Source organism: Flavobacterium soyae (assembly GCF_045348165.1).
Taxonomy (GTDB): domain Bacteria; phylum Bacteroidota; class Bacteroidia; order Flavobacteriales; family Flavobacteriaceae; genus Flavobacterium; species Flavobacterium soyae.
In genome coordinates this window covers 214225-240024 of the sequence record NZ_CP150845.1, presented here as the reverse complement: position 1 = coordinate 240024, position 25800 = coordinate 214225, and the positions used below count along the sequence as shown (strand labels likewise).

19 protein-coding genes and 1 tRNA gene are annotated in these 25800 nt (G+C 34.4%); 5 read left to right on the top strand and 15 right to left on the bottom strand.

Annotation, left to right across the window (positions count from 1 at the left end):
* Positions 1 to 62: 62 nt before the first annotated feature.
* The 5 genes from dapB to AABD74_RS01075 form a co-directional block, all read right to left on the bottom strand.
* Positions 63 to 764 carry a 4-hydroxy-tetrahydrodipicolinate reductase gene (gene dapB, locus AABD74_RS01095; protein WP_406844439.1) on the bottom strand — a complete coding sequence of 234 codons (702 nt, stop codon included), beginning with the start codon at positions 762 to 764 and terminating at the stop codon, positions 63 to 65.
* A gap of 39 nt (positions 765 to 803) precedes the next feature.
* On the bottom strand, positions 804 to 1364 hold the full coding sequence (locus tag AABD74_RS01090) for a DUF5683 domain-containing protein (protein ID WP_232680936.1): 561 nt from the start codon (positions 1362 to 1364) through the stop codon (positions 804 to 806).
* Positions 1364 to 2266, bottom strand: a complete 903-nt coding sequence (locus tag AABD74_RS01085) for a ParB/RepB/Spo0J family partition protein (RefSeq protein ID WP_406844438.1) — start codon at positions 2264 to 2266, stop codon at positions 1364 to 1366. Before AABD74_RS01085 ends, AABD74_RS01090 begins: the two co-directional genes overlap by 1 nt.
* Before the next feature lie 5 nt (positions 2267 to 2271).
* Positions 2272 to 3039 (bottom strand): ParA family protein, encoded by a 768-nt coding sequence (locus AABD74_RS01080; RefSeq protein ID WP_232680938.1) that lies wholly within the window; start codon positions 3037 to 3039, stop codon positions 2272 to 2274.
* 277 nt (positions 3040 to 3316) lie between these two features.
* Positions 3317 to 3718 carry a septal ring lytic transglycosylase RlpA family protein gene (locus AABD74_RS01075; protein WP_406844437.1) on the bottom strand — a complete coding sequence of 134 codons (402 nt, stop codon included), beginning with the start codon at positions 3716 to 3718 and terminating at the stop codon, positions 3317 to 3319.
* Positions 3719 to 3909: 191 nt separating this feature from the next.
* Here AABD74_RS01075 and AABD74_RS01070 point away from each other — a divergent pair, with 191 nt between their 5' ends.
* Entirely contained in the window at positions 3910 to 6084 is a 2175-nt protein-coding gene (locus tag AABD74_RS01070) for a hypothetical protein (protein WP_406844436.1), read from the top strand.
* A gap of 164 nt (positions 6085 to 6248) precedes the next feature.
* On the opposite strand, the gene AABD74_RS01065 is transcribed toward AABD74_RS01070, so the two are convergent.
* Positions 6249 to 6941 (bottom strand): LytTR family DNA-binding domain-containing protein, encoded by a 693-nt coding sequence (locus AABD74_RS01065; RefSeq protein ID WP_232680942.1) that lies wholly within the window; start codon positions 6939 to 6941, stop codon positions 6249 to 6251.
* Positions 6938 to 7990 carry a sensor histidine kinase gene (locus AABD74_RS01060; RefSeq protein WP_406844435.1) on the bottom strand — a complete coding sequence of 351 codons (1053 nt, stop codon included), beginning with the start codon at positions 7988 to 7990 and terminating at the stop codon, positions 6938 to 6940. Before AABD74_RS01060 ends, AABD74_RS01065 begins: the two co-directional genes overlap by 4 nt.
* Before the next feature lie 215 nt (positions 7991 to 8205).
* On the opposite strand from AABD74_RS01060, the gene AABD74_RS01055 reads away from it, so the two are divergent.
* From AABD74_RS01055 to AABD74_RS01045, 3 genes are read left to right on the top strand one after another with little or no spacing between them, the layout of a single operon-like run.
* A complete protein-coding gene (locus tag AABD74_RS01055) occupies positions 8206 to 9600 on the top strand; it encodes a DUF3500 domain-containing protein (RefSeq protein WP_406844434.1) in 1395 nt (464 codons plus the stop codon).
* Between the two features lie 14 nt (positions 9601 to 9614).
* The gene (locus AABD74_RS01050; RefSeq protein WP_406844433.1) at positions 9615 to 10967 is read left to right on the top strand and encodes a HupE/UreJ family protein; all 1353 of its coding nucleotides are present in this window, start codon (positions 9615 to 9617) and stop codon (positions 10965 to 10967) included.
* A gap of 30 nt (positions 10968 to 10997) precedes the next feature.
* Positions 10998 to 13211, top strand: coding sequence for a TonB-dependent receptor (locus tag AABD74_RS01045; RefSeq protein ID WP_406844432.1), 2214 nt, complete (start codon positions 10998 to 11000; stop codon positions 13209 to 13211).
* 344 nt (positions 13212 to 13555) lie between these two features.
* Here the strand turns inward: AABD74_RS01045 and AABD74_RS01040 are convergent, their stop codons facing one another.
* From AABD74_RS01040 to AABD74_RS01010, 7 genes are all read right to left on the bottom strand, one after another.
* Entirely contained in the window at positions 13556 to 14902 is a 1347-nt protein-coding gene (locus tag AABD74_RS01040) for a DUF4302 domain-containing protein (RefSeq protein WP_406844431.1), read from the bottom strand.
* A gap of 38 nt (positions 14903 to 14940) precedes the next feature.
* Positions 14941 to 15804 carry a substrate import-associated zinc metallohydrolase lipoprotein gene (locus AABD74_RS01035; RefSeq protein ID WP_406844430.1) on the bottom strand — a complete coding sequence of 288 codons (864 nt, stop codon included), beginning with the start codon at positions 15802 to 15804 and terminating at the stop codon, positions 14941 to 14943.
* A 15-nt stretch (positions 15805 to 15819) separates the two neighbouring features.
* Positions 15820 to 17295, bottom strand: a complete 1476-nt coding sequence (locus tag AABD74_RS01030; RefSeq protein ID WP_406844429.1) for a RagB/SusD family nutrient uptake outer membrane protein — start codon at positions 17293 to 17295, stop codon at positions 15820 to 15822.
* A gap of 12 nt (positions 17296 to 17307) precedes the next feature.
* Entirely contained in the window at positions 17308 to 20973 is a 3666-nt protein-coding gene (locus tag AABD74_RS01025) for a SusC/RagA family TonB-linked outer membrane protein (protein WP_406844428.1), read from the bottom strand.
* Between the two features lie 199 nt (positions 20974 to 21172).
* The gene (locus AABD74_RS01020) at positions 21173 to 22288 is read right to left on the bottom strand and encodes a FecR family protein (protein WP_406844427.1); all 1116 of its coding nucleotides are present in this window, start codon (positions 22286 to 22288) and stop codon (positions 21173 to 21175) included.
* Positions 22289 to 22357: 69 nt separating this feature from the next.
* Positions 22358 to 22975 (bottom strand): RNA polymerase sigma factor, encoded by a 618-nt coding sequence (locus tag AABD74_RS01015; protein WP_232680960.1) that lies wholly within the window; start codon positions 22973 to 22975, stop codon positions 22358 to 22360.
* 636 nt (positions 22976 to 23611) lie between these two features.
* Positions 23612 to 23686 (bottom strand) — tRNA-Pro (locus AABD74_RS01010).
* A gap of 177 nt (positions 23687 to 23863) precedes the next feature.
* On the opposite strand from AABD74_RS01010, the gene trxB reads away from it, so the two are divergent.
* Positions 23864 to 24811: a thioredoxin-disulfide reductase gene (trxB, locus tag AABD74_RS01005; protein ID WP_406844426.1), complete on the top strand. Its 948-nt coding sequence runs from the start codon at positions 23864 to 23866 to the stop codon at positions 24809 to 24811.
* Between the two features lie 148 nt (positions 24812 to 24959).
* Here the strand turns inward: trxB and AABD74_RS01000 are convergent, their stop codons facing one another.
* Positions 24960 to 25793 carry a GIN domain-containing protein gene (locus tag AABD74_RS01000; protein WP_232680963.1) on the bottom strand — a complete coding sequence of 278 codons (834 nt, stop codon included), beginning with the start codon at positions 25791 to 25793 and terminating at the stop codon, positions 24960 to 24962.
* Positions 25794 to 25800: the final 7 nt, after the last annotated feature.

Here is a 25800-nt window from a genome sequence, read left to right as displayed (position 1 = left end):
ATAGTATTTTAAGTTTCAAATTCTGGATTGAATGTTTGGTTTAATCCACAATTTTTATCAATTTATTGTAAGTTTAATACATCTTTCATAGTGAAAATTCCCTGCTTTCCTGCAAGCCACTCTGCTGCGATAACGGCGCCAAGGGCAAAACCTTCACGATTGTGGGCAGTATGTTTAATTTCAATGCTGTCGATAGCAGAATCGTAGTTTACGGTATGTGTACCCGGAACTTCTCCAATTCTTTTAGCTTCAATATGAATTTCATCTTTTTTTGCTTTATCTAAAGTCCAGTTCGAATAATCACTGTTTTGAATAACGCCTTGTGCTAAAGAAATCGCAGTTCCGCTTGGAGCATCAAGTTTGTGAATGTGGTGAATTTCTTCCATCGTAACTTTATAAGAATCAAACTGATTCATGATTTTGGCTAAATATTCATTTAACCCAAAGAAGATATTCACGCCCAGACTGAAATTTGAGCTGGAAATAAAGCCTCCTTTTTTCTCATTGCAAAGAGCAATCATTTCATCATAATGTTCCAGCCATCCTGTTGTTCCTGAAACTACAGGGACATTAGCATTAAAAGATGCAGTAATATTGTCGACTGCCGCAGACGGAACACTAAAGTCGATCGCAACATCTGCAGTCGAAAGTCCGTCGTATGTATTGAATTCGTCTTTCTTTAAAACAATTTCATGACCTCTTTCTAAAGCAATTCGTTCGATTACTTTACCCATTTTTCCGTATCCTAAAAGCGCAATTTTCATTTTGTATGTATTTGTGAATTTTTAAATAGAAGAAACTATTTAAAAACGATAATTAAAAGTTAGTCCGACATTTGGTTTAAATGTTACATCGGCGGGATAAATTTCTGGACGAAGTGATAATCTTTCGTTTACGTTAAATTGAATCAGAGCCGCATCAACATTGGCATCAATGATATTTAAAACGTAAAAGCCAACAACAAATAAGGCAGATAAATCTCTGTTTCTCTGATAAAATTTCTGACCGGCAATAAGTCTGCTTTCGTCAAGATATTGGTATTTATCATCATTATAGCCTTCTAATCTTCGTTTGTAGGCATCACGATAATCATGATATTTTTTATTGTTATCAATATAAAAGTATAAACTTGTACCAATTGCTCCGTAAACGAGCGGGACTTTCCAGTATTTTTTATTGTATACCTGACCCAAACCAGGTAAAATAGCCGAATAGAAAGCTGCTTTTGCAGGTGTAAGCGGATCTATTTCTATTAATGCAGTTGTGTCTTTAACGACTAAAACCGTGTCTTTTTTTGCCTGGGCAAAAAGAGAAACGGTTCCTATGAGAAAGAACAATAGACTTATGGGGACAATTTTATTCACTATCCGTTTATTAATTTTATAATTCGATTAAAGTCGGCTTCAGAATTAAACGGGATTGTGATTTTTCCTTTTCCGTTACCAGCGACTTTTATATCAACTTTCGAACCAAAATAATCATTGAAAGTGTTTTTTTGTGTTTCCCTAACCACAAACGTAGAATCTGCTTTAGGCTTTCCTTCTGCTTTAGGCTGTAAACTTTCGTGATAATTTTTTACTAAAGTTTCTGTTTCACGAACAGATAAATTTTGACTTACGATTTTTTGGTAAATATCAGTCTGAACGTCTAAATCTTCAATATTAATAATGGCACGGCCGTGTCCCATACTAATGAAACCATCGCGAATACCAGTTTGAATAATTGGATCAAGTTTTAAAAGACGTAAATAATTGGCAATTGTAGAACGTTTTTTTCCAACGCGCTCGCTCATTTGCTCTTGTGTTAATTGAATTTCGTCAATTAAACGCTGATAAGAAAGTGCGATCTCGATTGGGTCTAAGTCATGACGCTGAATGTTTTCAACTAATGCCATAACAAGAGACTCATTGTCATTAGCAATACGAATGTATGCCGGAACATGAGTTAAACCAACTAAAGTTGAAGCACGCAAACGACGCTCTCCAGAAATTAACTGGTATTTATTAAAATCTAATTTTCGAACAGTAATAGGCTGAATCACACCAAGTTCTTTAATAGAAGTGGCTAATTCGCGCAATGATTCTTCATTAAAATTGCTTCTAGGCTGAAACGGATTTATTTCGATAGCACTTATTTCAAGCTCAATAATATTTCCAACAACCTTGTCAGCATTTTTGTCTTCTACTGATGTAATGTCGTTTTCCGGATCTTTTAATAACGCTGATAATCCTCTTCCTAAGGCTTGTTTTTTAATTGCTTTTGTCATAAAAACTATTTACTGTTTTTCTTTATAATTTCTTGAGCTAAATGAATGTAATTAACGGCCCCTTTGCTTGTAGCATCATAATTAATGATACTTTCTCCAAAACTTGGTGCCTCGCTTAATTTTACATTTCGCTGAATAACGGTATCAAAAACCATATCGTTAAAGTGTTTTTGAACTTCTTCAACAACCTGATTAGATAAACGTAATCTTGAGTCATACATTGTAAGTAATAAACCTTCGATGTCAAGATCAGGGTTGTGGATTTTTTGAATACTTTTTATAGTGTTCAATAATTTTCCTAATCCTTCAAGTGCAAAATATTCACATTGAATTGGAATTACTACTGAGTCGGCAGCTGTTAAAGCATTTAAGGTTAATAAACCTAATGAAGGAGCACAGTCGATAATGATATAATCATATTCGTCTTTTACACTTTCTAATGCTTTTTTAAGCATATATTCTCTGTTTTCTTTGTCAACCAATTCGATTTCGATGGCAACAAGGTCAATGTGAGCAGGAATAACGTCAACATTTGGTGCTGTACATTGTATAACAGTTTCTTTTGGTGTATGGCTGTGTTCAAGTATTTGGTAGGTACCAACTTCAACAGATTCTACATCAATCCCAAGGCCAGATGTAGCATTTGCCTGAGGATCAGCATCGATCAATAATACTTTTTTCTCTAAAACACCTAATGAGGCTGCAAGATTTACAGATGTTGTAGTTTTTCCAACGCCTCCTTTTTGATTAGCAATCGCAATGATTTTGCCCATTTATTTTCTGAATTTTGAACCGTAAAAATACAATTATTTATGGTTTTTGAAAATCTATTTTGTTAACATTTATGAAACTTCGCTTAATCGTTGTTTCGTGCGTGTTCGGCAGAAATTAATTTAAGTTTTGAGCAGAATTACAGACCAGATTCTGGTCATGATGAAAGTTGTTTTTGCAGTAAAAGTGAACGAATTTAAAATTTACTTTGTAGAAATGATCTCATTCTGTTTTTTCTTTTCTAAAAATATCAATAATAAAAAATAATGAACAAGATTTTTATTTTATAATCTCAATTTTTACATAAACTAAACCGCTCTTTATATTTGAAGCAATGTTCATAAAAGCTCTTTTGCTTAAGTCAATTTCTCTTCCTTTAATAAAAGGTCCTCTATCTGTAACTACTAATATAACACATTTATTATTTTTTTCGTTTGTAACTCTAAGTTTTGTGCCAAAAGGAAGTTTTTTATGGGCAGCAGTCAGCTCATCATTGTTGAATCTTGTACCGCTTGCTGTTTTTCTTCCATTAAATTTATCATGATAATAAGAAGCGTGCGCATTTTCTTTATATAAGATATATTGGCTGTTTTCAGCATTGGGGTCTGTATCAATTGAGTTTTCTTGTGCTGCGGCTGCTGCTGAAAAGGCTAAAGCAATATAGAGTAGTATTATTTTCATTTTCTAATTTCTATTGGGCGCAAAAAAAATCTATTATTAAAAAATGAGAATATCGTATACGGTTTATTTATGCTATTAAAAGGCATATTTGGCACCGTTGTATAGTTTTTGATAAGAAAATTGAAAGATACAGGTTAAAGATTATGACTATTTTAGGAACCCTAAAAACTATTAAACCAAAAACAATTTTTATGATTAAAAAGTTAACCTCAGTATTTACAGCATTTGTGTTTATACTGATTTTATGCAGTTTTGCAGCATCCAGTTCATCTTCATCTGATAAGAAAAAACAGGAGAATAAAACAGAAGGTAAAATTGTTTTCAACAAGAAAAAACATAACATAACATTATCGTGGCCGGCATTTGGCTCTTCGGGAAATTATGTGATTACAAGGGGAGGCAGTCGTCTGGCATCCAATTTTGTGTCGGTGGGTTCGACTTCAAAATTGACATTTACAGATAATAAACCAAATAAAGATAAATACGAGAACTATTATAAAATTACTCGCAGCGATATAACAATAATAGTTTCGCTGGAAAACCAAATTTTTGGCAGTAATATGTATTTCTACGATAGAAAATATGAAAAAGCTGAAACTGCACGAATTGATATTAATTCGCAATTTAGTGCTATTGGCATGGGCGGAGCAAATGGTGAATGGACAACAAAACGTCAGGCCTATTATTTTAAAGCAAATGTTCATGGCCAGACTTACGATTCAGGCGGGTCGGGTTCTGCATCATCGGCAGAGGCCAATTCAATAGAATTAGGGTTCTACTCTCACATTGGAGGTTTGGGCAAAGTGCCATCAGATGTTAAATTGGGTTCTATCTTCACAAGACCTCACCTTTCTGGCGGGGCAAATGCGACGTGTACATTTTGGCGTTCTGTAGAAAATGTAGAAGTAATACGGGATTTTGCCTGGACAGTTTCTCAATCAACAAGCGCACGAAGAATGCTGATTGAAAGTACTTCAAAATATATTTCAGATGTTGGAAACACCAACTTTTGGGGCAGCGGCGGTTTTATTGCCGATACTCATTATATATCAAACAGACCAAATTGGGGCGGACAGCAGCAATGGTACACGAGAAATACTATTTTTCCGTCGGGCTCAGGAGCTATGGGCGGCTCATATAATATGGTTTGGCAAGGCTGTGTTAATCCTCCGCAAGCAGATGATGTCAACTCTCCAATTCCTACTACACCTGTTATCAGAGAAAAACCTTTTCTTTTTATGGATAATGATGGTGAATACAAAGTATTTGTTCCGGCATGGCAAAAAGATAGAGTAGGAGTTTCATGGTCGTCAACTGATATAGGAAAAGGTAAAATTCAAGATTTACTTACTGATTGGTACGTTGCTAAAGAAGGTGACACCGATGTAGAAATCAATAATGCATTAAAGACAGGTAAAAATATATTTTTTACACCGGGGCATTATGCGTTGAATGCGCCTATTCAGGTAAATAGAAAAGATGCAATCCTTCTGGGTGCCGGTATAGCTTCGGTTACACTGGAGCCTACTGAGAAAAATATTTGGGGATGTATCTATGCTGATGACAAGGATGGAATTATCATTGCCGGACTTCTTACAGATTCATTTAATAGTACAACGTATCAGGTTAGAATTGGTGAGGAAGGTGCAAAAGCAGACCATGCAGCAAATCCGATTTTGCTATCAGATATTACTTGTAGAGTAGGCGGGGTTCAGTCAAAAAATATTCAGATACATACAGCTATGCAAATAAACAGCAGTAATGTGGCGGGCGATCACTTCTGGTTGTGGCGTGCCGATCATGGTTCGCAGAAAGGCGGAGATTTGCGATGGACAAGGGACAGATGTAAAAACGGACTTATTGTTGCAGGAAATGATGTTACACTTTATGCTTTGTTTACAGAACATTTTCAGGAATATGAAGTTTTATGGTTAGGAGAACGCGGCAGAACTTATTTCTTCCAAAATGAACCGCCATACGATGCTCCAAATCAAGCAAGCTGGAGCAGTCAGGGAGGTAAAGTTGATGGTTATGCAGCATTTAAAATAGCGAATACTGTAAAAGATTATCATAGTATAGGAATGGGTTCTTATGCAGTTTTTACAGGAACTGATGGTAATGTGAATAAGAAAAATGGCTTTGAAGCGCCTAACAACCCAAATGTGAAACTCGAAAAAATGTGTATCACCCGTTTTGCTGGCCCGGGTAATATTCAAAACGTTATTAATGGTATTGGCGGCAGCACAGCAGCTGGTGTAAAACGTGTGGCATTATACAATAATAGAGAAGGCACACAACCTTTTGATGAAGAATTTGATTTGCCCAATCGTGAATCATATCCTGCGTATATTGTTATGGAGAAGTAAATAAGAAAAGATACACACTGGAAAATTTTTCAAACAAAGTAAAACTCAATTTATTATAAGTATTGCCAGCAGTTGAAACCATTGAAGGGCATTATATCTTTATGAGATTTGTATCCCAAGGTTTCAACCGTGGGATATAAAGAAATTTAATTATTTCCTGAATATTACTGAGATAAATCATTAAATATCTGTAAAAAATCAGTCTCATAATTATTCCCTAACGGAATATCCTGATCGTTAATTTTTATAATTTTATTGCGATAAGACTGTACATAAGATAGGGATACAATATAAGAACGATGCACCCTGCAAAATTCTTGCGAAGGTAATTTTTCTAATAACATTTTCATTGTCATTCTCACAACCAAAGTCTTTTGATTTTTGATATGTACTTTTAAATAATTATCTAATCCTTCGATGTATAAAATATCTGATAGTAACACTTTGGTCAAACCATAATCAACACGAAAAAGAATATAATTTTGTTTATCAGCTTTTTGAATTTGATTTAGCTTTTTAACTTTATCAATAGCTTTCAAAAAGCGGTCATAACTAAATGGTTTCATTAAATAATCTACAGCATTCAATTCATAGCTTTCTGCAGCATATTCTGCATAAGCCGTTGTAAATATTACTGTTGTTTGCTGTGAGATTGACTTGTAAAAATCAATTCCGGAGACAGAAGGCATATTGATATCCAAAAAAAGTAAATCTATCGGATATTCTTCCAGGTAAAACCGTGCATCCTGCGTTTTTGTAAAGAATTTTATTAAATTCACTTCTTTGCTTTGATTGCAAAAAGCTTCTAAAACTTCCAGTGCCGGTAATTCGTCGTCTAATGCAATTGCTGTTATCATACTAGTTCAATTCTTAGATTTACAGTGTAAATATGTTCATTTTCTTCAATTTTTAAAGTATGCTTTTTGGGGTAGTATAACTGTAATCTATCATAGGTATTCTGCAGGCCAATTTTTGAAGATTCTATATTTATAATGCTTACTTTGTGATTAAAAACCGTCATACTTAAATGGTTTTCAGATACTTCAATTGCTATTTTTATAACTGAATTTTCATCAGGGTTTACCCCATATTTAAAAGCATTTTCTATAAACGGGAATAATAATAATGGTGCAATTTTGTACTTTGAAAAATCGCCGTTGGTTTTATATTCTAAATCGACCGCATTTCGCAATCGTGATTTTTGTAAATCAATATAGTTGTCAATATAGGTAATCTCTTTTTCTAAAAGTACTTCGTCCTGATTAGAATCTTTAAGCAAATAGCGCATGAACTCCGATAATTTTACAATTGTTTCGGCAGTTTTATCGTCTTTCTTGATAGACAAAGCATAAATACTATTTAAAGTGTTGAATAAAAAATGAGGATGAATTTGTGTTTTAAGATGGGAAAGTTCCGCTTGTAATTTCTCGTTTTCAATGACTTTGTTCCGAACTTTTTCCCTAAGAAACGCAGAAGAAAAAATTACGGCTGTAAATAGAAAAATATGATGCCTGATTTCTTCGAGAAAAAAGAATCCGTTTGGACGTTTTTTAGGCATAAAATCCCTGTCAGGTTTATGGATGTCGGGAAGAAATTCATTATGCGGGGTAAAAGGATTATGACCTGTAAGGATAGACGGTACAATACAAACAATCAATAAACAAATGATAATAATAAAACCATACAAAACATATTTCTTTTTTATATAAAGAGTTTCAATCAAAACATAAAAATTCAGAAAAAAGAAAAGAAGCATTAACAAATTGGCTAAAAAATCCCGTTGGGTAGCTTTTGTAAACAAATAATTTTCCTCCTCAGGAGGACGAGGAGAAAACAATAGAGGAAGAAACAGAAAGACTAAGCTTCCTATAATTAAAAACAAATATGATTTTAGTTTCTCTTGCATAATGATGTAAAATTATACAATATTAAACAGCAGCAAAAAAAATGTGGTGAAATGGGAAAATGTAGTTGTGTATATTGTTGTGAAAAGAAAAGGGGATGATTTTCATTTACTTACCACTACAAAAGTACTGTTGGCCACAAAAAAGAACCCCGCTGAAATAATCATATAATTTTGAAGTTTGAAAATCCAATAAACCTTTAAACCTATAAATTACTATGAAAAAAACAAAATTAATTTTATTAGGAGTTATTACTTTCCTTTTAGCAATTGTATTTGCCTGCAGCAAAAGTGATGATGACTCTTCTAGTTCAGCCTCGGTTACGACACTTGTAAGCGGATCTGCTGTTTTTTCTTCAACAGCCACTATTAATGTTGCTTATACAGGAACTGCTACACTCCCTTACACAGGCGGTAACGGCGTGTCTTATTCAGCAGGAACAGCTATTGCCTCAACTGGGGTCACCGGATTAACAGCTACCCTGACGGCAGGAACACTTGCAAACGGTGCCGGCAGCCTGACGTACACTATTACAGGAACACCTGCATCATCAGGGACTGCCAGTTTTGTAATTACATTTGGAGGGCAGACTGTAACCATTACTTTAACGGTAAATTCTGCCACTACGGTAGATTGCTCTTCAGAAACCGGAGTTACAAAAATAGTTTGTTTAGCCAATGCTTTTTTGACTACATTAACTACAACGCAGCAAACATCAGTGGTGCTTACACTAAATCTTTCCAATGCCAAAAGATGGTCTAATCTGCCTTGTGCCTTATCCTGTAGAAATGGGTTATTATTTAGCAGTCTTACTTCTGCTCAGCAAACAGCTGCATTAGCATTAATTAAAGCGGCTGCAGGTACTGATTCTGGTGAAGGGTATGATGAATTTAGTACAATTAGAACAGCAGATGATTATTTAGGAACAACGGCATCCGGGTATTCGTCAGGTAATTATGTAATTGCATTTTTAGGGACACCAAGTACAACCGGAAAATGGATGCTGCAGTTTGGCGGGCATCATTACGCTCAAAATATTACTTATGATGCAGGAGCTGTAACAAGTATTACGCCTATGCACGAAGCAGTTGAGCCGGCAGGTTCTTTTACTTACAGCGGTACAACATATACAAGTCCATTAACATCGGAACAAGCTGCAATGGCAAATATGCTTGCTTCTTTTTCAACTGCCGAATTAGCAGCTGCGAAAACTTCTTCAACGTTTTCTGACTGTTTAATGGTACCTGGTTCTACAACAAATACTTTCCCGTCTACAAAATTAGGGATTAAGGTAAGCGAATTAAGTACAGCTGCCCAGGCAAAAGTTTTAGCAGCAATGCTGCCTTGGATTAATGATGTAGATGCAGCGTCAGCAGCGACATTTACGACCCTATATACGAATGAATTGGCCAATACTTATGTAACCTATGCGAGCAATAATAGTGGTGTTTCAGGAAGTGCAAGTAGTTTCCTAACAGCAAATACTGACTATGTGAGAATTGATGGGCCAAGTGTTTGGATAGAATTTATATGCCAAAGCGGAGTAGTGCTTTCAGGAATTCATTATCATACCGTTTTTAGAGATCATACCCGTGATTATATCGGATTGTAAAATAATACGAAACTATGATTCATAAATTAATTTTAAGCAACCGCCATCCTTTGGGATGGAGGTTGTTTTTCTTTTTAACATTGGTAATGTGCTGTACTTCTCAAGGAATATCTGCGCATCAAACACCAAGTACGATTGTATTATTAGATGTAAATCCTAAAGCGGTTTCTGTCGAACTCCAATTGCCTCTTGGGGAATTAGAACTTGCTTTTGGGCATGAAATTACAAAAGACCCTGAGCATTTAATTGAAAGATTTGGATCACAGCTCAAAGAATATTTATTAGCGCATATTCATCCAATGACTGAAAAAAATAAACTCTGGATAGTTGAAGTGACCAATATGATTGTTGGAAAAGCTGAACAAACAGGGAGCGGGCCATATCAGGAAATTACTGTACAACTTGTTCTTATTCCCCCAACAGGAGAAAGTACCCGAAAATTCATTTTTGATTATGATGTAATTATGCATCAATTGGTCACCCATAGTGCTTTGGTTTCTATTCGTAGTGACTGGGAATTGGGACAAACAAACAAAGAGCCTGTAAAAGCTGGCGTTATAAGAGTAGACACCCAATCATCACTTATTTATCCATTAGAAATAAATTTAGAAAAAGGAGGTAATTGGTGGACAGGTTTCAAAGGAATGTTTTTTTTAGGAATAGAACATATACGTGAAGGCACCGATCATCTATTGTTTCTGCTTGTCTTATTATTACCGGCCCCTCTGGTGATAAATCGAAAACAATGGGGAAATTTTGGAGGAACCAAATACAGCATTATGCGTTTGCTGAAAATTGTCACCGCTTTTACAATTGGACATTCTGTTACACTTTTAATTGGAGCATCAGGCTGGGTTAACCTGCCGGTGAAACCTGTTGAGATTTTAATTGCTGTTTCTATTTTAATTTCTGCAATACATGCCATTTATCCTATTTTTCCAAACAAAGAAGTTTATGTTGCAGCTGGTTTTGGGTTAGTGCACGGTTTGGCTTTTGCGACAGTACTTTCCGTTTTAAATTTAGATGCAGGTGTTATGGCTTTAAGTATTTTGAGTTTTAATATTGGTATAGAAATAATGCAGATGTTTGTAGTTATTCTCATAATTCCATGGCTAATTCTATTGAGTCAGACTCCTGTATATAAATGGGTTAGAGTTGTATGGGCACTGTTAGCCGGAATTGCTTCCCTGGCCTGGATTTCGGAACGGGTTTTTGAAAAACCAAATAAGATATCAATCCTAATACAAAATAATTATGGGCTTGCTCCTTGGGGAATTTTTATGTTAGCACTTTTTTCCTTAACTATTTTTGGAGGACACTACTGGATCAAACGTAAAAAGAACACAAACCAATCTACCATTTCCTGAACCGTTTTTAAAGTGCCAATTGATTTAAATATGAGAAAACATGCTTTTATCTTCGCATTATTATTTAGTTTAACCACTTTCAGCCAGACTCAAAAAGGAATTGTTATTGATGAAAACGGAAAACCAATAGAAAACGCCACGATTACTAATCCAAAATCAAATACACATTCGCATACTAACGAAACCGGAGTATTTAATATTGATAAATCTAATATTGGAGATGTACTGAATATAATTGCATTTGGGTACAAAAAAATGATTTATACCATTACCAATTCTGAAATTAGTATTGTGATGGAAAGTGATAGTTTTAAACTGGAAGAAGTGGTTATTCAGTCTAAAATAGTGGCAATTAATGTGATTTCTAAAATTGATCTGGAAACCACTCCGGTGAATTCTTCGCAGGAAATTTTGCGTAAAGTACCTGGATTGTTTATTGGACAGCATGCCGGAGGGGGTAAAGCAGAACAAATATTTTTAAGGGGTTTTGACATCGATCATGGTACTGATATTGCAATTAATGTGGATGGAATGCCCGTAAATATGGTTTCTCATGCACATGGACAAGGTTATGCCGATTTACATTTTGTTATCCCGGAAACGGTCGAGAAAATAGATTTTGGAAAAGGAACGTATTATGCAGACAAAGGTGATTTTGCAACGGCCGGATATGTTGATTTTGGAACAAAAGAAAAACTCGATTTTAGCAGTATTAGAGTAGAAGCAGGGCAGTTTAATACTTTTAGAACAGTAGGTTTGTTTGATCTTTTGGGAAATAGCAAAAAGCAAAGTGCTTATATTGCTGCCGAATATATTCTTACTGACGGACCATTTGATTCGCCTCAAAATTTTAACAGAATTAATTTGTTTGGAAAATATTCTTTTGTTTTAGAAGATAACAGCCGTTTTTCAGTTACAGCTTCCCGTTTCACCAGCAAATGGGATGCCTCAGGACAAGTGCCGCAGCGATTGGTGGATGCCGGAACGATTTCCAGATTTGGATCTGTAGATGATACAGAAGGCGGATCAACTTCAAGATCTAATTTTAATGTTTCATTGATTAAACCAGTCGATGAGAATACTTTTTTGAAAGCCAATACCTTTTATTCAAATTATAAATTCGAATTGTTTTCGAATTTTACTTTTTTTCTGGAAGATCCTGTAAATGGGGATCAGATTAAGCAAAAAGAAGATAGAAATCTTTTCGGAATCAATGCAGAGCTGAATAAAAACATTCATAAAGAATCCGTTGATTTATTATTTCAACTGGGATTTGGCGTGAGAAACGATGCCACAGCCAATACTGAATTATCACATACACTGAATAGAAGCACCACTTTAGAACAAATTAAATTAGGCGATATTGATGAGTCAAATATATTTACGTATTTAAACTCAGAGATTCGTTTGGGTAAGTGGCTGATTAATCCTGCTGTTCGACTGGATTATTTTAAGTTTGGGTATCAGGATAAGCTGGCTGCTAATTACAAAACACAGACCGAAAGTAAGGTAAAAGTATCGCCAAAACTAAATTTTGTTTACTCACAAAATAATGATTTACAATTTTATCTCAAAACAGGAATGGGGTTTCACTCGAATGATGCCAGAGTTGTGACAGCAAATAATGGAAAAGAAATTTTACCAACTGCAGTTGGTACAGATTTAGGCACGATTTGGAAACCGTTTCCAAGATTAATTGTTAATTCGGCCTTGTGGTATTTGTATTTGCAGCAAGAGTTTGTATACGTAGGCGATGCAGGAGTTGTTGAGCCAAGCGGAGAAACGAGGCGGGCTGGTTTTGATTTGGGAGTTCGCTATCAGCTAAGTGATTATTTCTTTTTTAATCTGGATGCCAATTATACATATGCACGAAGCATTAATGAGCCTGAAGGGCAAAATTACATTCCGCTGGCCCCGGATTTTACTTCCACTGGAGGGCTAAGTTTTCAAAACTGGAAAGGTTTTTCAGGAGGTTTACGTTACCGATACATGAAAAATCGTCCAGCTAACGAAGATAATTCGATTGTTGCAAAAGGATATTTTATGTCTGATTTCAATATAAATTATACATTTAAAAGAATAGTTTTTGGAGTATCGATTGAAAATATATTCAATTCAAAATGGAATGAAACTCAGTTTGCCACAGAATCCAGATTAAAGAATGAAACGACTGGTGTAGAAGAAATTCATTTTACTCCCGGTACCCCTTTTTTCCTGAAGGCAGGAATAAGTTATAAATTTTAAGCATTTATATATTTCAATGTACCAATTATTGGTTCCTGAATTTAATAAAACAAAACAGGCAGCTGATTATACCTGAATTTACGTCTTTAACAATTTTTGTTTATATGAAAAAATTAAAAAGCCGCCTCAAATTTTAAATTGAGACGACTTTTTTTAAAATACTGTAGGTACAGTACAGATTGGGATTGTTTAATCTCGCATTTGCCGGACAAATAATGGTATGATGCGGATCGTTTTGTATTTGTGTGTAATTTTCATCATCAGGAGTGTGAATCTTTGTTTTGGAAGTTCTCTTTTCTGAATCTTGTAATGATTATTTTCTTTTTAAATCGTATTTAAATTAATTATTGAAATGAGTAAGCAACCATTCTAAAAGGGGTTGTTGTACTTGTAAAAGTATAAGCCCTATAACCAACAACCGGTATTTCTGCAAAATAAAGACCTTGAGGATTCATAAATTCATCATCGAGTGTTTTTAAAAAAGATGGGGCTGTGATTGTTGGTGATTTGGGATTACGACCAGATTTCCAGGCATCAGGAATAAATGTGATTGTTTTGTTTACATCATCTGCTTTTAAAGTAAAGTAATGATAATATGATACGTTTCCAAATCTGTATTCTACATAATTAGTGCCATCAGCATTATTAAACCAAAATTGTGCTCTTTGTAGGGGTTCACCGTTAGCTTCCTCTATATCATTTAATAAAGATAAAAATAATGCAGAGTTTGCTCCTTCAAGTTCTGTATAATCATGTATATAAGCATAGGCATTATTTCCATTTCCAATTCCGGGCAATAGTAATGTATAATCATCCGTTAAAATCAAAGGTTTATCAGTATATTTAATTGCAGCACTCACACCATTTGTACCCGTTGCAGTAAAACTACCTGTGCTGTCATCATAAATGAATTCTGTTAATTCCTGATCGTTGACCACTACAGCCGGGCTTACAATAATACCTGTTTTTGTAAAGGCAATACCCATATTATAACTCATATTGTAACCCTGCTCTACAGAATTTGCAATTGCAAACCGGGGTCTGGGTGCATAGTTAAAATCTAGTTTATGGATATTGGTACCATCATTAATTTCCAATAACCTAAAAAGAGAACGTTTCTCTGAACCTATTACATTTTGGGCCATTTCTGTATTTAGTTCCAGATCTGTCCAATCTTCAACTGTTGCTTTTACGAAGCGTAATTCTTCAAAGCTGCGTTTGGTTTTAAAAATGATTTCGCCATTTTCCTCCCCGTAATATAAAAACTGAAAATCTCCTTCGTATCCTCTGCCTTTTAATCCGGGCACAGGAAAATTATTTGAATCAGATAACAGGTGTATTCTGTTTTTAGTAGTAAACACTAAACTAATTGTACTCCCAATCTCAATACTGTAATCACTGTTATAAGTACTGGTATCGCTGTCAAAATCAGATGCCATGGCTACTTTTCCGTCAGCAGAAAATTTAAACAAATGTGTAAATCCGCCAAGCTGTGTGTTATCTGTAAAATAAACTGCTTTCCACCCATATTCAGCCGAAAGTAAGAGATCATTAAGTTCTTTTTCGCGGGCATTTAATCTTTCAGCTGGTGTTTGATCAAATTTTTGTTCTGCTTCATTACTAACACAGGCTCCTAATTGTGCTGTTAGAAAAGCAATAATTAGAAACTTAAATATATTTTTTATTTTCATAATGTTTTCTTTTTAAGTTATCCTAACTTAAATTAGTTTTAATTTCCATTCAGTACAGCAGTAGTATTTTTTTGTGCTTCATCTCTTAAAGCATAAAAATCCACGCCGAATTCTTTTTCAAAATATTTGACAACAACAGCTTCTTTAGCCCTTATCGCAGCAACAGCGTCCGGATTCTGTATACCTGCCAAAATGGCCTCATATTCATCTTTAGAATTAATCAGCATAACAGAAGCCATTTCAGCAAAATCCTCATTAATATTCATTTTTGCATAAGCTGTAATAAACCCTTGTTCATTAGCATCCTTATCTGAGGTATCAAACCAGCTGGCCGTGTAACCGGATGGTGTTATTTTTGCCATAGATTTTTCATCGTATGGTTTATGCTGGTTCAAAATATGAATGTATTCATGCTGAATTGTATGAATAAATTCTTTTACGTTTTCCCTATCAGTTTTCTCTATATTATCAGTTTCAAAAAGTATTATTCTTTGTCCGCTTTCTGCCAGCCCCAAAGTAGTATTTCCGTTTAAATCCAAACTTATTCCCCCAACCAATACAATTTCCCGGGGAGCAATTTTCTTTATAAAACCAGGACCAGCAATTGTTTGATAACTATCTAACCAGATTTTTTGAATGATTTCTAAAGCGGGCTGCACTTTGCCTTCTTCCGGCGGATACAGGTAAGTATTTAGGTTAACGTTATTCTGGTTCCATTTGTATTGGACATTTATATTATAAGGATTAAAATAATTAGTCGTAATCCATTCATCTAATGTTGACTGGGGAGGATTTGTAACATCTAATGCACTCCCTTCAGGCTGATCATCATGTGAACATCCTGCAAAAGCAATTGCTGCTAATGCCAAAAATGTCATTGTATATTGTTTTATTATTTTCATTTGCTTGATATTAAATTATCTTGGATTTTTTTCGATACCATTTGCTGATGCCTGAAGTGGTATTTGTAATGCCCTGCGATTGTCATTTTTAGTTAAAACATTTGTTGGGCCATTGTATATTTCGTGTTTAACCTCTAAATTAAACCGTTTAATATCAAACCATCTGATGCCTTCATGAATAAAGTCTCTCCTGCGTAGTTCTGCTATTGCTTTTAGGTATGAATTCTGCAGATCGGTTAAAGCATAAAAAGGAGTATATTCATTTTGAATTACAGGATATTTACTAACTATTAATTCATCTGTCAAAATATCGGCTGCCGGATCATAATCTGCCGTTCTTGTTCCGATAAAATATTGCAATGCTGCCCTTGCTTCATCTATTCTGTTTGTCATCACAAGTGCTTCTGTTCCATTCAAATAAAATTCATCATTGCTCAATAATACTATTGCATCATATCCTTCACCACTGGTTCCACTGGAATTTGTATATTTGAAATATTCATTAAATTTGGGTACAAATGATGTAACATAATTGTAGGATGTACTTGTAACAAACCAGTCTTTATTAAAAATGTTTGTTGAGGAACTTAAAATTTCCCCTTCTCGGGCTACTGTAAGCTGAAACCTGTTTTGGTAAAAAGATCTATTATAGTAAGACAGTACAGAGGCAATCAATAAATTTGTTTCCTGGCTCTGGTCGGCATAAATTTTGGAACGAGTATCATAATCAAGATTCAGATAAGAACTGTAATCTCTTAGTTTTCCTTCCGGGTTAGCTGTTAATTCATTTGTAAGTTCAATAACTCTGTTCCAGTTTCCTTTAATTAAGTAAAAGCGTGATGCAAAAGCTTTGGCTGCATCTTTATTAAAATGGAATTTTGGCTGGTTGTATTCGTTTGTAACATATTTTAAGCCTTCTTCTATGTCATTTTCAAGATAATCAAAAACTTCGCGCATAGAATTTCTTTTGTACTTTTTGATCAGTACATCTTCCGGTTCTGTTACATACGGTATTCCCAAATCGGTATCGGCAGTAGCCGGATCATAACGTTTAGACCAAAAAGAAACCAGCATAAAATGTGCATAAGCCCTGGCCAGTAAAGCCTCACCTTTCTGCGGATTAAGACTTGCAGGGCTGCCCAATTGCTTAATAGCTTCAAGTGCTTTATTTGCACGTGCAATTGCACTATAACAGGCATTCCAATAATTGGTCTGGCTGTCTACGTCTGTTCCGTTATTCATTTCCCAGTTGTAATTTTCTGTATTCAGAGGTACAAATAATCCTGGGTCACCACTGTCAAAAACATTGTCGGTCATGGTTTCGGCAAACTCCATATAACAGGCATCAGGGTAAGCATTAACCAACAATTCGGAAATTTTTTCAGGTGTATCTATTTGTGTTCTGTTATCGGGTACTTCAGAAAGAAAATTATCACAACTGCTAAGAGTTATAAGTAGTAATAATGCTGGTATAATTTTTAATTTTTTCATAATATTTATAGATTATAATGAAATATTTAGGGCAAATGTATATTGGGTTGTAACTGGTAATGCTACACCTCCCGTATTACGAAATTCAGGGTCCTGACCGTTTAACCTTTTGTCAGAATAAATTAATAATGGATTAATTGCTGATCCTTTTAATGTAAAAGTTGCTACTCTTAATTTTTCTTTTAAAGCCTTCGGGAATTCCCAGCTTAAGGATACATTTTTTAATCTGACAAAATCTCCATTTGCAATACGCGCATCTGAGAAATTGTATGTGTTGTAAGCAATTTCCAATGATTTGGACTGAGCATCATAATTATTAATCAAAGCTTTGTCTGCTATTACGGGTACATTGGTTCTGTTTTCATCTCCGGGACTAATCCAGCGATTGGTAAAATCTTTTGTAAAAACAGTTAAGTCATTATATTCACTTGAATAAACAGGGTTTAAACGAATTTTATTTCCTCCTGATGCAACAACAAAAACGTATAATGACCAATTTTTGTAAGTAAACGTATTTGATAGTCCAAAAGATTTATTAGGTTCTATAGACCCCTCATATTTTAAATATTTAGTTACATCATCATTATCAAAAAAATTGGCACCGGCAATGTTATCCAATTGTCCGTCTTTCATTACAAAAGTTGGCAGACCCTGGTTGTTTAATCCTGTAAAATGATAAGAATACAGGGCGTTTCTTGGATGACCAATAGTATTTCCTCCTGATCCTTCGATCAGATCATAAGCTGCTGCCTGGCTCCCCAGCTTTGTAATTTTCTGATTATATATAGAAAAATTTAAATTGGTTGACCATTTAAAATTGTTAGTGATTATATTTTTAGTAGTCAGACTAATCTCAAGACCACTAGTTTCCATATCGGCATTATTACCTTGTTTCATTGTTTGTCCGCCAATTCCTGATGTTATTACATAATCAACCAAATCATAAGCTTTACGGCTGTATACATCTGTTGTTAATTGCAGTCTATTATTGAATACACCAAGATCAAAACCCAGGTTGGTTTCAAATTGTTTTTCCCATGTTAAATTTGCATTTTGCAATTGGTCTATACTAATACCAGATTCCCTGTCATCAAGATTTAAACGGTTTGTGATGTAACTTTTGTAAATTGCTAATGAATTGGTGGCCGGTCCTGCAGTTGCGGTAAGTCCGTAAGAAGCTCTTAATGCTAAATTATTTATAGGTTCAAAATCTTTCATGAAATCTTCTTCCTTAAGATTCCATTTTCCACTAAAAGTGTAGGTTGGCAGCCAGCGGGACGAAGTATTACTGCCTTGTCTGTTTGAACCATCATAGCGTCCGGTAACTGATGCTGTATAACGTCGATTGTAGGTATATCCTGCTTTTCCAAAAAAACCTGCCGTTCTTTCCCTTTCTTCATTAAACCCAAAATACGAACTTCCCTCGGTAATCGTTTTCTCTAATATTCTTGGATCTGTAAAGCCTGTAAGACCTTTATCATACTGTAACCCATAAGCAGTAAAATTGTCGCTGTTTCTATTTAAAGACCTTAGCTCTGTACCAAACAATCCCTCAAATTCATGTTTCTCATTTAAAATACGTTTATAGTTTACACTATTTCTTATATAATAAGAAGTCAGGTCGTTTGTAAATTTTCTTAACATTCCTCCGTTTGGCAGCACTGAAACCTTTGGTGCTGTTAAATTATTTGGGTCCTGGTATAAAAAAATATTTTCGTCTCTTACAATAGTTGTTTCTGCGGCATTATAAGCCTCTATTACATTTGAATTTTCAAGGATTTTATGCTCTCTGTCAGTATTGGCATAACGCGCTGAACCAGTAAAATTATAAGTCAGGTAAGGATTTATTTTATAATCTAAATCCATTTGAAAACGAATGTCTTTTACCTGAATTTCCATGAAATTATTTGCAAGTTCATTTAAAATATTAATTGGCGCCCAATTACTTCTGTAATATTCCAAATTTCCATTGTCATCATAAGGTCTTAGGGTTCTGTTTGTATTTAAGACATATTTAAAAGGATTAATGTCAAAATTTCGGGTTACCTTTCCATAATAACCATCTATTTCACTATCATAACTTCCGGGAGCACCCTGATTCCTTACAGAAGCCTGTGTGGTTAATGTAATATTTAAGTCCTCATTAATATAAAAAGTACCTTTTAAATTGGATGAAAGCTGTTTTACATGATCGGCAATACTCCAGCCCGGATCATTATAAAAAGCTAATGAAGCGTACATAGCATTATTTTTATCTCCTCCCGAAAAACTCAAGGAATGATTTTGGGCAATCGAAGGCCTAAACAGTACTTTAAACCAATTGGTATTGGCTGATTCATATTTTCTTAAAAAAGCATTACGTCCGGCCCGGTCATTTTTTACTAAATAACTGTCTGTTTCGGGAATATAAGTATTAATTCCTCTGGCTAAAATATTATAAACCCCTCCATAACGCCCCTGTGCAGTTGAAGGCAGGTCTAAAAAACCTTTTGCTTCAACTTCTTTCAAAACACCCATTGTTTCTTTTGAATTCAAGATGTCATATTGACTATAATTAGGTACTGTTCTGGCTGTTTGATCTAATGAATATGTTATCTTCAAAGCAGAATCTTTTTTTCCCTGCTTTGTAGTTACAACCACAACCCCATTTAGGGATCTTGATCCATAAATAGAAGTTGCAGATGCATCTTTCAAAAATTCAATGCTCAGTATATCATTAGGATTGATTCCGGTAACAGAAGAGGTTAATAATGTTGCAGAATTTCCGGAGGCCAAATCAGATGCCGATACATTAATAATATCTTCCTGAACAATACCATCAATAACCCATAATGGTTTTGTGTCTCCAAAAATTGAAGAAGATCCGCGAATTGTAATTTTTGGAGCTGCACCAAAAGTTCCTGAAACATTCTGTACAATAACCCCTGCCGCTTTTCCTTCTATTGCCCTGCTTATATCAACAATTCCGTCTACTTTAAGTTCTTCATTGGGAATTTTACTAACAGCTCCTGTAAAAGTTCTTTTTGATGTTTTTTCATAACCTGTAATTATGACTTCTTTTAAGCTTTTTTCTACTTCATTTAAAACTATCGTTAGAAAAGTATTTCCTGCTTCAACTTCTTTGGTCTCCATTCCAACATAAGAAGCGATCAGATGGTGGCAAGTTATAGGTATTTTTATAGAAAAACTACCATCAAAATCAGTGACTACGATAGTATTAGTTCCTTTAGCCGTGATTGTTACCCCAGGCAGGGGTGCTCCGTTTTGGTCTGTAACTTTTCCTTTAATAACAGGATCGGTATGACTCTCAAATTTTAGATTATTTTGCAAGATAATCTGATCGCTTATTTCTGTATAAGTTAGATTGAGTGGTTTCAGAATTCGGTTGAGAATACTTGACAATGTTTCCTGATGAGCCTGTATACTAATTTTTTGATTTAACTGAGGTAATCTTGAATTGTATGAAAATTTTACATGTGCAGACTTTTGAAGTTTAGATAAAACATTATCCAGACTTAAATTTTCAACAGCTATGGTGACTTTTGTATCTAATTTTCTTTGTCCATTTACATTGTTAGCCAGAGCTACACTTGAAAACACAAGTGACAAGACGAACTGAAATAGTGTTATTTTTCTTATTCGATAGAGTAATCGTTGTTTACCAACTGATTTTTTCATAATTTTGATTTGTTTTGATTAATACTGTTCAAGCGTATTTTTTAGAAACACAATAAAATGACTCTTTCCAGAGAGTTATTTTATTTTATCAAGTGTCGAAATGTTGCAACATTTCGACACTTTTTTTAATATAGTTTTGTCACATAGGCAAAAATTGAGTTTTATTAAAGTTTATATATTGAGTTTGATTGTATGTTGCTTAATAGCAGCCTTGTGAGGTTATTATAATTTGATTTCCATTCATTTCAAAATTGGTATCACTGCCAATACTTTTACAAATAATTTTAAGTTTTTCTGATAATGTCTCGTCACTTAATGAAGCTGTTAAATGACAATTTTTTAATTTATTCTTTGGAAAATCAATTTTGATCAGATATGCCTGTTCTATTGTTTTAAGAATTTGATTTACAGGAATATCAGTAAATTCAAAACTCAATTGTTCAATATTGCCAGCTTTACTTGCCAATGTTTTGTCTTCTGTGATATTAGTGATCTTATTGAAACTGAAATCACTTCTAAAAAAGCGCAGGGCTTCATTAGGAAGTAAAACAACCTCCTTTTTCAGGTCTGAATCTGCAGCCAATTCATTTGAACTTACCCTGACTTTGCCTGTACGAACAAGCACTTCAATATTTGGCCGGTCCGAGTAAGCCTTTACACGAAAACTTGTACCAACTACTTTTGTAATAATTTCGTTTGCGTAAACAAAAAAGGGTTTATGGGGATTTTTACTAATTTCGAAGAAACCTTCACCGGATAAATAAACTTTCCTTTCGTTTCCTGTAAAGATTTTTGGATAACTTAATTTACTATTGGGTTCTAATATGACAGAACTGCCATCGGATAGGGTAATTACCTGAGGCTTGTTAGAATTATTTGTTTGCTCAACAAGTCCTTCTTTATTATCATTAACAAGTTCCTTATATGTAACTACAGTATGATTGGTTTGTGATTGATCTTTGTAAAACCAAATAGATAAAAAGGCAAAAAACATAGTAGCGGCAACTCCTGTTAACCAATATTTTTTTAAGTAGATGCTGGTATTGCTTTTAGCAGATTTATGGGTGTTTTCTGAATCTTCAATTTTAACCCATGTTAATTGTAATGCAGTTTTTAGTTCTGAAGAAGAAACAATAGCAGGTACTTTCATTGCCAGTAATAAAAGCCGGGCATCTTCAACTAATTTGGCACGTTGTTGATTTTCTAAAGTCCATTCTTCCCAGCCTTGTTCATCAACTTTGGACAAAATCCATGTTTGGAATGATTCATCAGATAAGAAATCTTCAATTTCGATATAATAATTACGTTTTTGCATCTATAAAATAAGGTTACAAAAACACAGAGGGCGGCTTTGTTATTAAATACTCACCAATTATATTTTTTTTTAAATAAATTTAAAAAGACCTGAAGACAGTAATGCAATAATCGGAAGATTTCCTTTCCATTCTTTGCGAAGTTTAAGTAATCCGCGATGCAAAAGATTATTTGCCGATTGATAATTAACGTCTAACATTTCTGCAATCTCTTCTACACCGAGCCCCTGATTATACCTTAAAAATAAAGCCTCTTTTTGACGTGGGGGTAAATCGTTTAATAATTTATTGAGATAGAAAACTCTTTCTGCTGTTATTTCATCATCAATAAGTTCTTTCTCAATCGAAAAATCAAAAAGAAATTCAATTGAAGCTGTAGTTGTAGTATTTCTTAAAAAATGATCCCGTTCGTACATACGTGCAATTCTCTTTCGTACACTTGACAATAAATAAGCCTTTACGACATTTGGCTCTTGCAGGGACTCACGATATAACCAAACATCTACAAATACGTCCTGAACACAATCCTGAACTCTTTCAGCAAAAGGAGAAAATGAGTTTCCATATTTAATTAAATCACCATAGTACTTTTCAAAAAGCAGAGAAAACGACTTTTCGTCACCCGCTTTAAGTTTATTCCAAAGTTTGTGGTCGTCATAGGTTTTAATTGTCAGAACCTGGGTCTTCATAAAAAATATTTTTTAGTAAAAATGTCATTAATGTATTTATAAGAATAAGAAGGGAGACTCTAAAAGTCCCAGATTTTAAAAGCAAACTAGTTTAACTATTCCTATTCAGTTTGTCATGCAATAAAAAATTTCATCTGCAAACCTCATTAAAACTTCGCCATACTATGGTATCCTTTTGTATCAAAAAGCTACCTCGCTTGTTAAATATAGCGGCAGCGGCTAAACCATAGGATTTGCATATATCGGCATCTTGTCTTGTGTGGAAACAATCTTTTGTATTCTGCGATTTTCCCGATTTTTAATCAAGAAGCTATAACCGTTCTGTTTTAGTTTAAAGCAAAAAAAGTCTTTCCAAGTAATGAAAAGACTTTGGTCGGGGTGGCAGTCCCGAAAACTTTTGGGAGAACCTGCGGTTTTCCCGATTTTTAATCGAGATGCGATAATTGTTTTATTTTAGTTTAAAGCAAAAAAAAGTCTTTCCAAGTAATGAAAAGACTTTAGTCGGGGTGGCAGTCCCAAAAACTTTCGGGAGAACCTGCGGTCTTCCCGATTTTTAATCGAGACGCGATAATTGTTTTATTTTATTTTAGTTTAAGGCAAAAAAAAAGTCTTTCCAAGTAAATGAAAAGACTTTTGTCGGGGTGGCAGGATTCGAACCTGCGGCCTCCTGCTCCCAAAGCAGGCGCGATAACCGGGCTACGCTACACCCCGAAGATGTATTTATTGTAATGCCTGTAAGCGGATGCAAATATAGTAATAAAATTTGTTTACGAAAGGAAAAAATGAAAATAAATAAAACTTATTTTGAGATAGCTATTTCAGATTTATTTTCGGTGTTATTTTTTATAATAAAGTTTACATTTGCATCACAAAAAAACAATACACATTATGTCAGATACAATCGAAAAAATTAAATGCCTTATTATAGGTTCTGGCCCTGCAGGTTATACTGCAGCAATTTATGCAGCCAGAGCAAACATGAATCCGGTTTTATATCAGGGTATGCAGCCTGGGGGTCAATTGACAACGACTAATGAAGTAGAAAATTTCCCTGGTTATGTTGATGGTGTTACAGGACCGGAAATGATGGTTCAGTTACAAGAACAAGCAAAACGTTTCGGAGCTGATATCCGTGATGGATGGGCTACAAAGGTTGATTTTTCTGGAGATATTCATAAAGTTTGGATTAACGATACAATCGAATTGCACTGTGAAACTGTTATTATTTCTACAGGTGCTACAGCTAAATATTTAGGATTACCATCAGAACAGCACTATTTAAATATGGGAGGCGGTGTTTCTGCCTGCGCTGTCTGCGACGGATTTTTCTACCGTAACCAAGAAGTTGTAATTGTTGGAGCAGGAGATTCTGCTTGTGAAGAGGCACATTACTTATCTAAACTTTGTAAAAAAGTAACGATGTTGGTAAGAAGCGAGAAATTCAGAGCTTCAAAAATTATGGAAGAACGCGTTCGTAAAACAGAAAATATCGAGATTTTAATGAATCACGATACTGTTGAAGTTTTAGGAGATTCAAATGTAGTTCACGCTATTAAAGCATTAAATAAAACAACTGGTGAGACTATTGAAATTCCGGCAACAGGATTTTTCGTAGCAATTGGTCACAAACCAAACACAGATATTTTTAAAGATTACATCACTCTTGATGAAACTGGATATATCGTAAATACACCAGGAACTTCTAATACAAATGTAGCAGGTGTTTTCGTTGCCGGAGATGCAGCAGACCACGTTTACCGCCAGGCAATTACTGCTGCAGGTACGGGTTGTATGGCTGCACTTGATGCAGAGCGTTATTTAGCTTCAAAGGAGTAAGTTAAAAGTTTCAGGTTTCATGTTTCAAGTTATTGGAGCGTAAAACTTAAAATAAAAAATCCCAATCTAAATTTTAGACTGGGATTTTTTTATAATTAACGTCCCTGATTTCAACCTGAAACCTGAAACAAAGAAAACCTGAAACAAATTATTTAATCTTCTTAATCAGCTTAGCTTCTTCAGAAAAGCGGGTTAATTCAATTTTTGGGTTTCCAAATAAAGATAATTCTGCTTTATCCCCAACTGCAATAGAAACAGTTGTTTCGGCTAAAATGCTTCCAACAGAATTGTTTTCGGCAGTTACATTAGCATCTTTCAAAGTAAACTTTGTTCCGGTGAAAACCGAATTATTATCTAAACGAATAGTAGCTTTTTCGGCAATTCCTTCAATAGCCGCATTTGCTTTTTGGTACAAATCACATTTAAATTTAATAGCAGAAACCAGAGTTTTAATCGAAGCACTTTTGCTCAATTGCAAACTTCCGTCTTCAGCTTTTAAGTTTAATTCTGTTTTTGATTTGTCATCAGCAATTAAACTGAATTTTTTTGAATTAACATTCAGGTATAATTTAGAATAATCGACACTATTAAATGTAATATCGTCTAATTGAACTTCCTGAATGGCATAAATTTTTGCTTCATTTTTTGCAATTACTTTCGTTAATGAACTGGTGTAAGTAACTTTTACCGAAAGTTTTTTAAAAATAGTACTTTCTTTTGATGTATATAAACGAAGCGTTTTATCTCTTAAATCCATTCCAATGATTTCATGAAGATTGTCATCGGCTTCAATTTTTATTTCGTTTTTTTCTCCTTTTTCAAGATAAACTTCTATATTATCATCGACTTCAAGGGCATCAAAACTTCCTGCTTCTTTAATTGAAGTAATTACAATTTTAGAACCTTTTATTTTTTCTCTTTTTTGAGCAAATGTTAATGTTGTAACCAAGAGCAATAGGAACAGGGCTGTATTTTTTTTCATTTATTTT